General features: G+C 69.6%; 12 protein-coding genes. 8 read left to right on the top strand and 4 right to left on the bottom strand.

Annotation, left to right across the window (positions count from 1 at the left end; genetic code table 11):
* Nucleotides 1-63: 63 nt before the first annotated feature.
* Entirely contained in the window at nt 64-1,011 is a 948-nt protein-coding gene (nudC, locus tag FPZ41_RS39515; protein ID WP_322621315.1) for an NAD(+) diphosphatase, read from the top strand.
* A gap of 94 nt (nt 1,012-1,105) precedes the next feature.
* Here nudC and FPZ41_RS39510 read toward each other — a convergent pair whose 3' ends face one another.
* Both FPZ41_RS39510 and FPZ41_RS39505 read right to left on the bottom strand, forming a co-directional pair.
* Nucleotides 1,106-4,027: a SpoIIE family protein phosphatase gene (locus FPZ41_RS39510; RefSeq protein ID WP_228023300.1), complete on the bottom strand. Its 2,922-nt coding sequence runs from the start codon at nt 4,025-4,027 to the stop codon at nt 1,106-1,108.
* A 277-nt stretch (nt 4,028-4,304) separates the two neighbouring features.
* Nucleotides 4,305-4,562, bottom strand: coding sequence for a mycoredoxin (locus FPZ41_RS39505; protein WP_131569941.1), 258 nt, complete (start codon nt 4,560-4,562; stop codon nt 4,305-4,307).
* A 213-nt stretch (nt 4,563-4,775) separates the two neighbouring features.
* On the opposite strand from FPZ41_RS39505, the gene FPZ41_RS39500 reads away from it, so the two are divergent.
* The 5 genes from FPZ41_RS39500 (at nt 4,776) to FPZ41_RS39480 (ending at nt 8,673) form a co-directional block, all read left to right on the top strand.
* Nucleotides 4,776-6,974 (top strand): ATP-dependent DNA helicase UvrD2, encoded by a 2,199-nt coding sequence (locus tag FPZ41_RS39500; RefSeq protein ID WP_322621314.1) that lies wholly within the window; start codon nt 4,776-4,778, stop codon nt 6,972-6,974.
* Nucleotides 6,975-7,138: 164 nt separating this feature from the next.
* Nucleotides 7,139-7,465 (top strand): hypothetical protein, encoded by a 327-nt coding sequence (locus FPZ41_RS39495; protein WP_322621313.1) that lies wholly within the window; start codon nt 7,139-7,141, stop codon nt 7,463-7,465.
* A gap of 172 nt (nt 7,466-7,637) precedes the next feature.
* Entirely contained in the window at nt 7,638-8,006 is a 369-nt protein-coding gene (locus FPZ41_RS39490; RefSeq protein ID WP_131569937.1) for a WhiB family transcriptional regulator, read from the top strand.
* On the top strand, nt 8,003-8,326 hold the full coding sequence (locus tag FPZ41_RS39485) for a hypothetical protein (protein WP_152868778.1): 324 nt from the start codon (nt 8,003-8,005) through the stop codon (nt 8,324-8,326). Before FPZ41_RS39490 ends, FPZ41_RS39485 begins: the two co-directional genes overlap by 4 nt.
* A gap of 122 nt (nt 8,327-8,448) precedes the next feature.
* A complete protein-coding gene (locus FPZ41_RS39480; RefSeq protein WP_228023302.1) occupies nt 8,449-8,673 on the top strand; it encodes a hypothetical protein in 225 nt (74 codons plus the stop codon).
* A gap of 193 nt (nt 8,674-8,866) precedes the next feature.
* Here the strand turns inward: FPZ41_RS39480 and FPZ41_RS39475 are convergent, their stop codons facing one another.
* On the bottom strand, nt 8,867-10,213 hold the full coding sequence (locus FPZ41_RS39475) for an ABC1 kinase family protein (protein WP_152868774.1): 1,347 nt from the start codon (nt 10,211-10,213) through the stop codon (nt 8,867-8,869).
* Complete coding sequence (locus FPZ41_RS39470; protein WP_152868772.1) at nt 10,206-11,408, bottom strand: TOMM precursor leader peptide-binding protein; 1,203 nt, start codon at nt 11,406-11,408, stop codon at nt 10,206-10,208. Before FPZ41_RS39470 ends, FPZ41_RS39475 begins: the two co-directional genes overlap by 8 nt.
* 244 nt (nt 11,409-11,652) lie before the next feature.
* Between FPZ41_RS39470 and FPZ41_RS39465 the strand changes: the two genes are divergently transcribed.
* Nucleotides 11,653-12,249, top strand: a complete 597-nt coding sequence (locus FPZ41_RS39465) for a M48 metallopeptidase family protein (RefSeq protein WP_322621312.1) — start codon at nt 11,653-11,655, stop codon at nt 12,247-12,249.
* Between the two features lie 185 nt (nt 12,250-12,434).
* A partial coding sequence (locus tag FPZ41_RS39460; protein ID WP_194236381.1) for a TerD family protein occupies nt 12,435-13,091 on the top strand: 657 nt, incomplete at its 3' end.

The raw sequence follows: 13,091 nt of genomic DNA, 5'->3' as shown, positions 1-13,091 counted from the left end.
GCCGCACACCCTGCCGAACCGCCCGCTGAAACAACCGTTCCCCTGGGGGAGTTGGAAGCACCTGTGACCACCTGGACCGACCACACCGCCGACCGCCCCATCTCCCTCACCGCCCCGAGCGGCATCGACCGGGCCGCTCACCACCGGCTCGACGAGGCCTGGCTCGCGGCGGCGTGGAGCCACCCGACGACACGCTGCTTCGTGGTGTCGGGCGGCCAGGTCCTCATCGACGAGACGGAGGACGGCAACACCGAACTCGTCATGACCCCGTCCTTCGAGGCCCCGCTCACCGAGGCCCACCGCTACTTCCTGGGCATCGACGATGAGGGTGTGGCCTATTTCGCACTCCAGAAGGACGGGCTCCCGGGCCGTATGGATCAGTCCGCGCGCCCGGCGGGACTGCGGGAGGCGGGTCTGCTGCTGTCGCCACGCGACGCGGGCCTCATGGTGCACGCGGTCGGCCTGGAGAACTGGCAGCGCACTCACCGCTTCTGCTCGCGCTGCGGCGAGCGCACCGTCATCGCGGCGGCCGGCCACATCCGCCGCTGCCCGGCCTGCGGCGCCGAGCACTACCCGCGTACCGACCCGGCGGTGATCATGGCGGTCACGGACGACGAGGACCGGATCCTGCTGGGCCGCCAGGTGCACTGGCCCGAGGGCCGCTTTTCGACCCTCGCCGGCTTCGTCGAGCCCGGTGAGTCCATCGAGCAGTCCGTGCGGCGCGAGGTCTTCGAGGAGGCGGGCATCACCGTCGGCCCGGTCGAGTACATCGCCAGCCAGCCCTGGCCCTTCCCCTCCAGCCTCATGCTGGGCTTCCTGGCCCACGCGACCTCCACCGACATCAATGTCGACGGCGATGAGATCCACGAGGCACGCTGGTTCTCGCGCGAGGAGCTACGGGCCGCTTTCGAGTCCGGGGAGGTGCTGCCGCCCTACGGCATCTCGATCGCGGCGCGCCTGATCGAGCTCTGGTACGGCAAGCCCCTGCCCAGGCCGGGCAGCGCCCTCTGACGGTCGGCGGTGTGGGCGCAGTCAGGCCGTCAGACCGCAGTCAGGCAGTCAGGCAGTCAGACCATGGACAACCGGCAGTCAGACCAGCGGGCAGTCAGGCCATGGACAGTGGGTGAGGCATCTGTTCGGTCCAGATGGTCTTGCCGGACGCTCCGTATCTCACGCCCCAGCGGTGGGTGAGCGCGCCGATGAGCTGAAGTCCGCGACCGTTCTCGTCGGTGTCGGAGGCCCGTCGGACATGGGGCGTGGTGAGGCTCCCGTCGGAGACCTCGCAGACCAGGTGGTGCCCGCGCAGCAGGCGCAGGGCGACGGGCCCTCGCGCGTGCCGCACCACGTTCCCGACGAGTTCGCTGACGACGAGTTCGGTGCTCATCACGAGATCGTCCAGATCCCAGAGGCCGAGCTGCCCACGGACCAGTTCACGTGCCTGGCGTGCCGCGGTGGGATCCGTGGTCAGGGGCCAGGCGGCGACTTTCTCGGGCGCCAGTGCATGGGTGCGTGCGATGAAGAGCGCTGCGTCGTCCCTGCCGGTCTTCTGGGTCGGCAGCAGGGCGGACACGACGGTGTCGCACAGCTTCTCAAGGCCCGGCCGGTCCTCCTCGGCCGCGGCCGAGGCCAGGATCCCAGCGAACTGGTGGATGCACTCGTCGATGTCCTGGCCGGGTGACTCCACCAAGCCGTCGGTGAACAGTGCCACCAGGCTGTCGTCCGGTACTTCCATCTGGATGACATCGAACGGCGGGGTGGCGGCGCCCAGGGGCGAGTTCGTGGGGATCTTCGGTAGGTGCACCGTGTGATCGGGGTGGATGACGACCGGTGGGAGGTGACCGGCGGAAGCGAACTCGCACAGACGTGTCGTGGGGTCGTAGACGGCGTACAGACACGTGGCGTAGAAGCTGTCGCCGAGATCGCTCACGAGCTCGTTGAGATGGGCGAGGATTTCGTCGGGTGGGAGTTCGAGTTCGGTGAGGGTACGTACGGCTGTGCGCAGGCGCCCCATGGTGGCCGCTTCCGACAGTCCGTGGCCCATGACGTCGCCGATGACGAGCGCGGCGCGTTCGGCGGACAACGGGATGAGGTCGTACCAGTCGCCGCCGACGTCGAGACGGCGGTCAGCCGGCAGATAGCGTGCCGCGGCGCTGATGGCGAGGAGCGCGGGAAGCTTCTGGGGCAGCAGCCCGCGCTGCAGTTCCTGGGCGCGGTTGTGCTCCGAGTCGTAGAGCCTGGAGCGCTCCAGCGCCTGGGCGATGAGTCCGCTGAGAGCGATGAGCAGAGTCCGCTCTTCGCCGCTGAACGGTTGTGGCTGCTTGAAGGCGATCACGCAGCATCCGGTCACCCGACCGGTGACGATCAGCGGCAGGTAGGCCCAGGACTGGTCCTCGCCGGTGACGACGGCAGCAGCGGAATGCGGGTAGCGCTCCCTGTGCTCGTGCACGGACTCGATGAACAGCGGCACTCGGGTGGTGAGGACATCGGCCACGGGGGTGCCGAGGCGTGGGCTGCGAACCTGGAAGGCGTCCAGTTGGGCCTTGCCGTACCCGATGGAGCCGACGACACAGGGGAAGCCGTCCTCCAGGGTCAGGACAGCGAGCCTGCTGGCTCCGAACGGTGCGAGGACGTGCTCTGCCGTCGCTTTCACGACGTCCCGCATGGTGATTGCCTCGGCGAGCGCCTCGGTCAGCCTTGCGGTGTGTGCGGAGCGTTCCGCTGCGCTGCGTTCCGCGGCTTCCCGTTCCGCCTCTCTGATCCTCCGGTCGGTCACATCGGTCGAGTAGATGGCCAGTCCCTGCGGAACCGGTACCAGGCGCAGGTGGTACCAGCGCTGGTTGGCGGGCGAGTTCAGTTCGGCGCCCATCGGCCGGCTTTCCGAGACGGTGCGTCTGCACATCTCCTCGAACCCGGGCGTCCGTGCGGCGGCGATGTTCCACAGGGAGCGGTCCCCGCTGGCGGGGACCGGGCCGAGTGCCCGCTCTGCCTCGGCGTTGACGAAGGTCACCTGCCAGTCGGTGTCCACGGCGGCGAATCCGTCCGTCATGTGTCGCAGGGCGTGGTCGACGGCGTCCCTGGCGGCCCGGGTGCGGGTGGTGTCCCACACCGTGCCGACCACGTGCGTAGGCTCCCCGTCCGCATCCGTGATCACCCGGGCGCGGGCCTGCGCCCAGCCCGAGGTCCCGTCCGGGCGCCGGATGCGGTACTCGACTCCGTAAATGCTGCGGGTCCGGATCGCGTCCTCGGTGTCCGCCATCACCCATGGCAGGTCGTCGGGGTGGACCATGTCCACCCAGGTCTCGATCCGCTGGTCGAAGGTGTCGGGGTCGATGCCGAGCACCCTCATGGACTGCTCGTCGTAGAAGAGCTCGCCCGTGCGGATGTTCCAGTCCCAGGACCCCACACTGACCGCCTTGGCGGCCTCGCTCAGTCGCGAGTCGCTGTCGGGTTCGAGCCACCATTCGGGGGATCTGCTGTGGGAGGCGCCGAGAGAGCGGCCCAGGTGGTCGGTGACGCGGCGAGCGGCCTCCTCCAGGAAGCCACACTGTGCGACCGTCGGCCGTTCGTCCAGACAGATGATGGACAGAGTGCCGAGAACACGCTCCTGCGACACCATCGGGACGACGACGACACCGGCCACGGCTGCACCGTCCGGGGGGTCCGGAAGCGGAGCCGGGGCGGGTCCGAGGCTGTCTCCCCGGTGCGGTGCCGGGTGCCATCGGCACTTTCCGTCCAGCATGCGGTCGACCGGGCTCATCGGCTGCCCGACCACGTGGTCCTGCCACTGCCGCGCATGCGCTGCGGGCAGACCGTCGACAGCGAGGAGACGCAGCCCTGACCCCATCCAGGGGCCCGTGAGATGCGCCATCCCGCCCAGACCTCCGAGCTCGGCGACCGCGTGGTGCAAAGCGCAGTTCAAGGCCTCGGTTCCCGTGACGTCCTCACCGAACGCCGCGAGAGCCCGCAGGCGCTCCTCCTGGGACCAGCGCGACGTCCGACTCTCGTGGTGCGTTTCGTGTGCCGTCATGGGTTGCCTGTCGGTGATCTGCTTGTCCTGGGCGTAGGCGAAGCAATATGCCCCATGTCCTGGATCAACATTCTTAGGTCAATATTCCCGCATACAGGTTAATAAAATATGCCAAAGTATTGATGGCGGCATAAGTAACGTGATTGCGGGTGTATCGGTCGGGCGGACAACTCCTGCCGCAGGCGGATAACTCGCGGGAACGGGAAGCGGCGGGGGTCCGGAGCGCAAAAACCCCCGATCGGCCACTGAGGCCGTCGGGGGTCGTGCGGCGTGAGGGTCAGGCGCTGAGGGCTTGCTTCACCTGGGCGAGGCTCGGGTTGGTCATCACGACCTCGGTGCCACCCGCGGTGGGAACCACCCGCACCGTGGGAACCGTCTGGTTGCCGCCGTTCGCCTTCTCCACGAACGCCGCGGACTCGGGGTCCTGCTCGATGTTGATCTCGGTGTACGCGATGCCCTCGCGGTCCATCTGGCTCTTCAGCCGACGGCAGTAGCCGCACCACGTGGTGCTGTACATCGTCACAGTGCCCAGCATGTCTCTGGCGCTCCTTCACGGCTCGGGGGTGGAGTGGCTGTGAGGTGAACGCACGGGTGCGGTCCGCCATTCCCGTGCGCAGGCGGCTCTCCTGTGCTCACGCGACGGGGACACAGGGCACATCCCGAGGCACCTGCCGCATTAGTACGACTGCAGGGCCAGGCCTGTGGACAACTTGCCCACCCGTCACCGGGGACCTGGCAGCATGGCGGGGTGACAGCAGCAACGCACTCCACCCTGTTCCCACAGGTCCCGGACACCCCCGACGCGGTGCTCGAAGGGCTCGACCCCGAGCAGCGCGAGGTGGCGACCGCCCTGCACGGTCCGGTGTGCGTGCTGGCGGGGGCCGGCACGGGCAAGACGCGGGCGATCACCCACCGCATCGCCTATGGGGTGCGTGCCGGCATACTGCACCCCTCCAGTGTGCTGGCCGTCACGTTCACCAACCGCGCTGCCGGCGAGATGCGCGGCCGCCTGCGCCAGCTCGGTGCCTCCGGCGTCCAGGCCCGTACGTTCCACTCGGCAGCACTTCGCCAACTCCAGTACTTCTGGCCGAAGGCAGTCGGCGGCTCCATGCCGAGGATCATCGACCGCAAGATCCAGATCGTCGCTGACGCCGCGGCCGCCTGCCGTATCCGTCTCGATCGCAACGAACTGCGGGATGTCACCGGCGAGATCGAGTGGTCCAAGGTCACCCGGACCGTCCCCGCCGACTACGCCGCCGTGGCGGACAAGCACGGCCGCGAGGCCCCTCGCGACCCCGCCGAGATCGCCCAGCTCTACGCGGCGTACGAGGATCTCAAGCGTGATCGTGCCGTCATCGACTTCGAGGACGTCCTGCTGCTCACGGTGGGCATCCTGCAGGACCGGCGCGACATCGCGGAGCAGGTCCGCCGCCAGTACCAGCACTTCGTGGTCGACGAGTACCAGGACGTCAGCCCGCTCCAGCAGCGCCTGCTGGAACTGTGGCTCGGCGAGCGGGACGACCTGTGCGTCGTCGGCGACGCCAGCCAGACGATCTACTCGTTCACGGGTGCAACCCCGGACCATCTGCTCGACTTCCGTATCCGCCACCCCGGAGCCACGGTCGTCAAGCTGGTCCGCGACTACCGCTCCTCGCCTCAGGTCGTCCACCTCGCCAACGGCCTGCTCGCCCAGGCCCGGGGCCGCGCTGCCGAGCACCGCCTGGAGCTGATCTCCCAGCGTGGCCCCGGCCCCGAGCCCGTCTACACCGAGTACGCGGACGAGCCCGCCGAGGCCGAGGGCGCCGCCCGCCGCATCCGTGACCTCATCGCCTCGGGCGTCGCCGCGAGCGAGATCGCCGTCCTGTTCCGTACGAACGCACAGTCGGAGACCTACGAACAGGCCCTCGCCGACGCCGGGGTGCCCTACCAACTCCGAGGCGCCGAGCGGTTCTTCGACCGGCCCGAGGTGCGCAAGGCGGGTGTCGCCCTGCGCGGAGCGGCCCGCTTCGGCGCCAACGACGTCCTCCTCGACGACACCGTCGACCTGCCGTCACAGGTGCGGGCCGTGCTGTCGGGGGAGGGGTGGACCAGCAAGCCCCCGGCGGGCTCGGGCGCCGTCAGAGAGCGCTGGGAATCGCTGGCCGCGCTGGTGAACCTCGCACAGGACTTCGCCGCGGCCAAGCCCGACGCCACCCTCGGTGACCTCGTCGCGGAGCTCGACGAGCGGGCGAATGCCCAGCACGCGCCCACTGTGCAGGGCGTCACCCTTGCCTCGCTGCACTCCGCCAAGGGTCTGGAGTGGGACGTCGTCTTCCTGGTCGGAGTCGCCGAGGGCATGATGCCGATCACCTATGCCAAGACCGATGAGCAGGTCGAGGAGGAGAGGCGCCTGCTCTACGTCGGCATCACGCGCGCGCGGGAACGCCTGCATGTCTCCTGGGCCCTGTCCCGCTCGCCCGGCGGGCGCCCGAACCGCCGCCCCAGCCGCTTCCTCGACGGCCTGCGCCCCGGATCCACTGCCACCGCGGGCAGGGGTGGTACAGGGAGAGCCGGTGGCATCGAGCGTGGTTTCCCAGGCAACGCGGCTGCTGTGGCCCCACGGCCCACCAGCCGGACGCCGGCCCGTTGCCGTGTCTGCGGGCGCACCTTGAGGGACGCCGGCGAGATGAAACTGATGCGGTGTGAGGACTGTCCGTCCGACATGGACGAGGCCCTCTACGAGCGGTTGCGCGAGTGGCGGGGGGCGCAGGCACGGAGCAGCGGCCAGCCGGACTTCTGCGTCTTCACCGACAGGACCCTGATGGCCATCACCGAAGCGGTACCGACCACTCCGGCTGAACTCTCTCGTATCCCAGGGGTCATCGCGCGTAAACTGCAGCGCTACGGGGCCGATGTCCTGACCATCTGTGCAGGTCAGGAGGTTGAGATAGGCGATGAGGGCGACTGACGCCAACTCGTCGAAAAAATAGTTTGCGCATGCGCCAGCAATCCCCATAGGTTCTTAGGCACGGGAACGGCGGCCTTCTCCCAGGCGCCGGTTCCGTGCTGTACTTAATAACCGTTGGATCGGCTCACCCCGATCCCCCTAGACGCCGAGAGGAGGCGATTCCAGTGATCAGCATCAACACCAGCACCGTCAGCACCGTCAAACTGACCGATCGCTCGGCCGTCTCCCTGTGCATGCTCGGCGTCTCGAACCTGGGCACTGGTCTGTCCGGCATCCGTGCCGTCCGTCCGGCGTCCCCTGTGTCTCTCGCGGGTCTTCCCGTCCGTGAGCGCAATGAGCGACCGACCAAGGCACTGGAAGCAGCAGCAGTGGCACAGGCGCAGGCCTATGCCTTTGCGGCGGCCGCCGGTGCCGGATCCCTGAAGCAGACGACGCAGCACCACACGATGTGGGCCTTCCGTGGGCCAGATCCCTGGAGTGATCCAGCCTGATCGCCGATCAGGCCGGCGCCTTCAGGGCCGCGGAACCCCATCCGGGATCCGCGGCCCTTCTGTTTGTCCCTCACCGGGGACGACAGAGCGAAGGGGCCTCGGGACAAGCAAGAACCCGGTACCAGCCGCCACCGGCCAACCGGCCGGAACGACCAGACGAGGAAGACGAACCGTGCAACTCGAAGCGCACGCCCCGTCCGTACCGCCTTCCGAAACGATCTCCCCGCCCGGCCTCACGGAGGACTCCACCTTGACCCCGCTCACTGCGCTCACCGCGCTCGACGACGCCATCGAGAACCTCGGCGTGCCCGTCCCCTGCCGCTCCTACGACCCGGAGGTCTTCTTCGCCGAGTCGCCGGCGGACGTCGAGTACGCCAAGTCCCTCTGCCGCACCTGCCCGCTGATCGAGGCCTGCCTCGCCGGCGCCAAGGAGCGGCGTGAGCCCTGGGGCGTCTGGGGTGGCGAGCTGTTCGTCCAGGGTGTCGTTGTGGCCCGCAAGCGGCCGCGTGGCCGCCCGCGCAAGAACCCGGTCACGGCATGAACACGCTAGGAACGATCGACCGCCCCCTCACGCACGACCCCAAGAAGCAGGCCCCGATGAAGCCGTCCACCCATGAGCCCGCCGGCTCCGCGATTCCAGACTTCACCACCGCCGGTGCGACCGGCTCCCGTCAGAACAGGACCCGAGAGATGCAACTCATTCCAGAAGCCCTGGCCCGTGCGCATATGCACGACCGACTGCAGGAGGCGGAGCAGGAGCGCCGGGCCATGCGCCTGGCGACGGCCCGGCGGATGCAGCGCCGCGCCGAGCGCGCCTCGATGCGGGCTCGCCGTGCGCTCGCCATGGCCGTGATGCAGTAGCCGACGCCAGACACACAGGCACCAACCAGAAGCAGTAGCTGAGCGGGGGCCGGTCCGAACGGGCCGGCCCCCGCTGTGCGCTGCGCCCACCGAACCGTCGGACGCGGCGATATCGTCGCCAAGTGACGATTCATCCCGGGGACAGCGACCACAGCGGCTCCGCGCGGTGCCCCGACACCACGGAAGCGCCCCACCTCGTCTGCGCCCAGTGCGGCACCCCGGCCGAAGACCCTCAGCCCACCTGGACGTGCTCCGTGGAGAACGGCATCCGGCACTACTTCTGCGACAACTGCGCCCGGGCGAACATCAGGGCCATCGAGAGACGCCTGGACTCGGCCTGGTGGTGAGGCAGTTGATCACTCCAGGAACACGCGGTGGCCAGCAGGAACATGCGGTGGTCGGCAGGAATGTGCGCTGGTCGGCAGGAACGCGCGGTGGGCGGTGCGAACCGGGTCGGTGTCGTCGAGCTTGGGAAGTGCCCGGATCGCCCCACGGTTCGTCCCTGCGTGCGCGCGGTCTCGTGCCCCAGTTCCCCGGTGATCACGCCTCCGCGGCTTGCTGCTCCTCCGGCAGGAACCCCGGCAGCCACTTCTCCAGCTCGTCCCGCAGGCGGACCGTGGCGCCCAGTTGGCACAGCACCCCGATCGTGCTCAGCGTCACCCGGTGGATCAGCAGGTACGACGGGGGCAGGTTGAGCTGCTTGCCGAGCTGGTGGGCGGGGGAGCGCGGGTCGGCTATACGGGCCGCCTGGGTGCGCATCCAGCCCCGGGTGAAGGTGAACTCGTCGGCCTGGGCCGGTTCGATGATCGGCAGCAGATAGTCGAGGACGGAGTCGGGGTCCAGCTCCACGGACTCCTTGACGAAGCCCTCCGCGCAGAGCAGCTCGTAGACCGCCTCGGCCTGGCCGTCGAGCGTCATCCGCAGGGAGTTTCCGATCGGTGCGGGCAGGCCGTCCGGGAGGCGGTCCACCGTGCCGAAGTCGAGGACACCCAGGCGCCAGCCGCTTTTCTCGTCGGGCACCAGGCGGAAGTTGCCCGGGTGCGGGTCCGCGTGCAGGAGGCCGGTGCGGGCAGGGCCCGAGAAGAGGAACCGGGCCAGCAGCTGACCGGCACGGTCGCGCTGCTCCTGGGTGCCGTCCGCTATCACATCCGACAGTGGCGTGCCGTCGATCCACTCGGTCACCAGGACCTGCTCGGACTGGTGGACGACGGCCGGAACCAGGACGTCCGGGTCGTCCGCGAACTCCGCCGCGTGCGCCTCCTGAGCCTGAGCCTCCAAGCCGTAGTCGAGCTCCTCGGACACGCGGTCGCGCAGCTCCGCGATCAGCGGCTTGACATCCATCCCCGGGATCAAAGGACCCAGAAGGCGGGCAAAGTGGCTGAGTTGTTTCAGATCGGACAGGAGAGCCTCGCCCGCGCCCGGATACTGCACCTTGACCGCGACCTCGCGGCCGTCGTGCCAGGTCGCGTGGTGCACCTGGCCGATCGAGGCCGCGGCGGCCGGTTTGTCCTCGAACTCCAGGAACAGCTCCTGCCAGTCCTCGCCGAGCCGCTCCGCCAGCACCGAGTGCACCGTGTGTGTGGGCATCGGGGGTGCCGCTTCCTGGAGTTTGGTCAGGGCCGCGCGGTACGGCCCCGCGATCTCCTCCGGCAGCGCCGACTCAAAGACGGACAGTGCCTGCCCGAACTTCATCGCGCCGCCCTTGAGCTCGCCGAGCACCTTGAACAGTTGCTCCGCCGTGCGCTGTTGCAGCTCACGGCCCACGATCTCCGCCGACTTCCCGCCGATCCTTTTGCCGAGCCCCCAGGTCGCCCGCCCGGCGAAGCCGAGCGGGAGCGCGGCGAGCTTGGCGGTACGGGTGACCGCCTTCCGGGGAAGATCAGACATGCGCCCTCCAAGTCCCAGACCGCCGTGCGGAGTGTGCTGTGCGGGACAAGCTCGTTGACCGCTGTTGCCCCGCCATTGTCTCGTGTGGGTCCCCGTCCTCCGAGGTGTGTTCCCCATTACCTTTCTCCGTGGCCGCGCACGGGCATGCGGGATGTGCCCACACCGGCCTGGAGTGCCAGTCGAACCCCGGAAGGGACACCTCCCAGCGCGCTCCCGCGCTGGACGGTACCTGACCGTCCAGGAAGGCGAGCGTGTGCCCTGCCGCCAGTCCGGCCACTGCCGAGGCCAGGGCCAGGTCGCAGGCCTCCACCTGGCGCGGTCTGCCCGAGCGCCACTGTGTGACCAGACGCGGCCAGCACGCGTCCCGGTCGGCGCGAGCCTGGTCCAGACAGCCCGCGCAGCCCGTCTCGCCGGGCAGGACCAGCGGGCCGACCACGCCCGTTCCCTCGACGACCCCCGCATAGAGGTGCGGCGTTCCCGAGGCGATGAGCGGTTCCGCGGCGACCGGGTCGGGTGCGTGGACGTCGACCCCACCTCGCGGGGCGAGGATCACCAGGGAGAAGCCGGGGTCCTCTGCGGACGCGGTTGCCCGTGGGCGACGATCAGGCGCCGCCCTTCGTACCGCCCGGCGCGCCGCCTCGTCCCTGCGCTCGCCGATCGCGTCGGCCGGCAGTCCGCCCGGCGCCACGTCCCACGGCTCGACCCGGCCGACGTCGCGCACGTCGACGCCGCCCACGCCCGCGCCCGCCAGGAGTGTGGCCAGGGTCACGCCCACCCGTCCGGCGCCGCGCACCTGCACCCGCAGGGAGCGGCGGGCGGCCAGGCGGCCCATCGCGCCGCCCGGCTCGGGGGAGACGAGGGACAGCGCCGCGAGGTCGGGGCGCAGACGGTCCATGGCCCCGTCCTTGTGCCGCAGAGCGTCCGCGGCCGGGCCGCCTCCCGTTGCGTCGTCCAGCAGGCCCGACTGGGCAAGCCGCTCGACCAGCCCGTCGACATGGCCGTCGGGCAACCCCATCCGGCGTCCTTCGTCGCGCAGGAGCGGCAGGCCGCGCGTCCCGTCCAGCAGGGCGAGGAAACTGCCCGTCGCGGTGTCCATCGGTCCCAGCACCAGCGCGTGCGCGGGTGCCATCCCGAACTGCACGGTGTTGAGGTCCCGCCAGCCGCGCCGCAGCGCGGGCTTCACCATCGGATGCATGATCGGCTCCCGTAGCCGTAGTACGTCCCCGTGTGCCGACGGGGTGCGGACGCCACAGCCTCAGTCGCGCTGTCGTGTCCGGTCCGCCGTCGAATGCCAGGATGCCGGGGTTCCGCGGCCAGGCGTCGGGAGTTGTCCACAGGCCGCTGTATTAGTCGTACAAACCCAGTGCCGGGAGCGCGGATCGATATCGAACCGTCCCGGAGTCGGGACTTCCCATGTGTGCAGCGGGTAACGTCGGGGCGTGCCCGCCGACCCACTGCACCGTGCCGGAAAGCCAGAGAGCAGCACGACGAGCCAGCCGCCAAGCGGCTCGGGGGCGAGCGCGATCGAGGTCCGCAGGAGTGCCCGCCGGCGCAGAACGGTGTCCGCGTACCGCGAGGGCGATCGCACCATCGTGCTCATCCCCGCCCGCATGTCCGAGGCGGAGGAGCAGCGCTGGGTGACCGTCATGCTCGACAAGCTCGCCGCGCAGGAGAACAAGCGGCTCATCGGGGACACCGACTTGGCCGAGCGTGCCGAGCGCCTGTCGCTCCAGTACTTCGACGGCCGTGCCCGGCCCGCATCGGTCCGCTGGGTCACCAATCAGAACACGCGTTGGGGCTCGTGCACCCCGTCCGAGGGCAGTATCCGTCTTTCGCACCGGTTGCAGGGCATGCCCGAGTACGTCGTCGACTACGTCCTCGTCCACGAACTCGCCCACCTGCTCGTGCCCGGTCACGGCCCCCGCTTCTGGCGGCTGCTGGAGGCCTATCCGCGGACGGAGCGCGCCCGCGGATACCTCGAAGGAGTGGTCGCCGCCGACCGGCTGCCGCATCTGCCCGCCGAGCGCGACGAGTGACCCACTGACGAGAACGGGCCACCACGCGTGCGCGTGCCCGTGCCGGAAACGGGCCGGAAGCGGCCCGGAAGCGACCTGCAAGCGGGCGTTGTGTACCGGGTCTGTACCGGCTTCGTTCGTTGCCGGATTTTGCCGTTAGCCTGGCGCGACGCACTCACCATCGGGATGGGGGACGGTCGTTACGCATGGCCAGGGAATTCCAACGCGGCCACAAGGCCAGGATCAGTGACCTCACGGCGGGGACGGATCTGTACGTGGGGGTACAGATCTCGGCGCCCGGACTGACCTTCGACATCAGTTGCTTCGGACTGGACGCCGATGAACGGCTTTCGGACGACCGGTACTTCGTCTTCTTCAACCAGCCGAAGTCCCCGGAGGAGGCTATTCAACTCCTGGGGTCCCAAGCAGGGGACACGGAGTCCTTCCGCGTCACGCTCGACAAGATTCCGCAGCAGATCCAGAAGCTGTCGTTCACGGCGACCGTCGACGGCGCCGGGCAGATGTCGCAGATCGCAACTGGCTATATCCGCATCGTCGCGGGCGGCGAGGAGGTGGCCCGGTACTCGTTCAACGGTGCCGAGTTCTCCACCGAACGCGCCGTCATGCTGGGCGACTTCTACGTGAAGGACGTCTGGCGCTTCGCCGCTGTCGGACAGGGCTTCGACGGCGGCCTGGACGCGCTGCTGCAGAACTTCGGCGGTGAGGTCGCCGAGGAGGAGCCCGCCGCCCCGCAGCAGCCGCAGTCCGGCGCCGCACCGGGCTTCGCCCCGCCGGCCCAGGCCGCCGCACCGCCCGCGTTCGCAGCCCCGGCCGGCGCTCCGGCGCCCGCTCCGGCCCCGGCC

This window comes from Streptomyces acidicola (assembly GCF_009377235.1).
In the GTDB taxonomy this organism is placed as follows: Bacteria; Actinomycetota; Actinomycetes; order Streptomycetales; family Streptomycetaceae; genus Streptomyces; species Streptomyces acidicola.
This window is presented reverse-complemented; position numbering and strand designations above follow the sequence as displayed.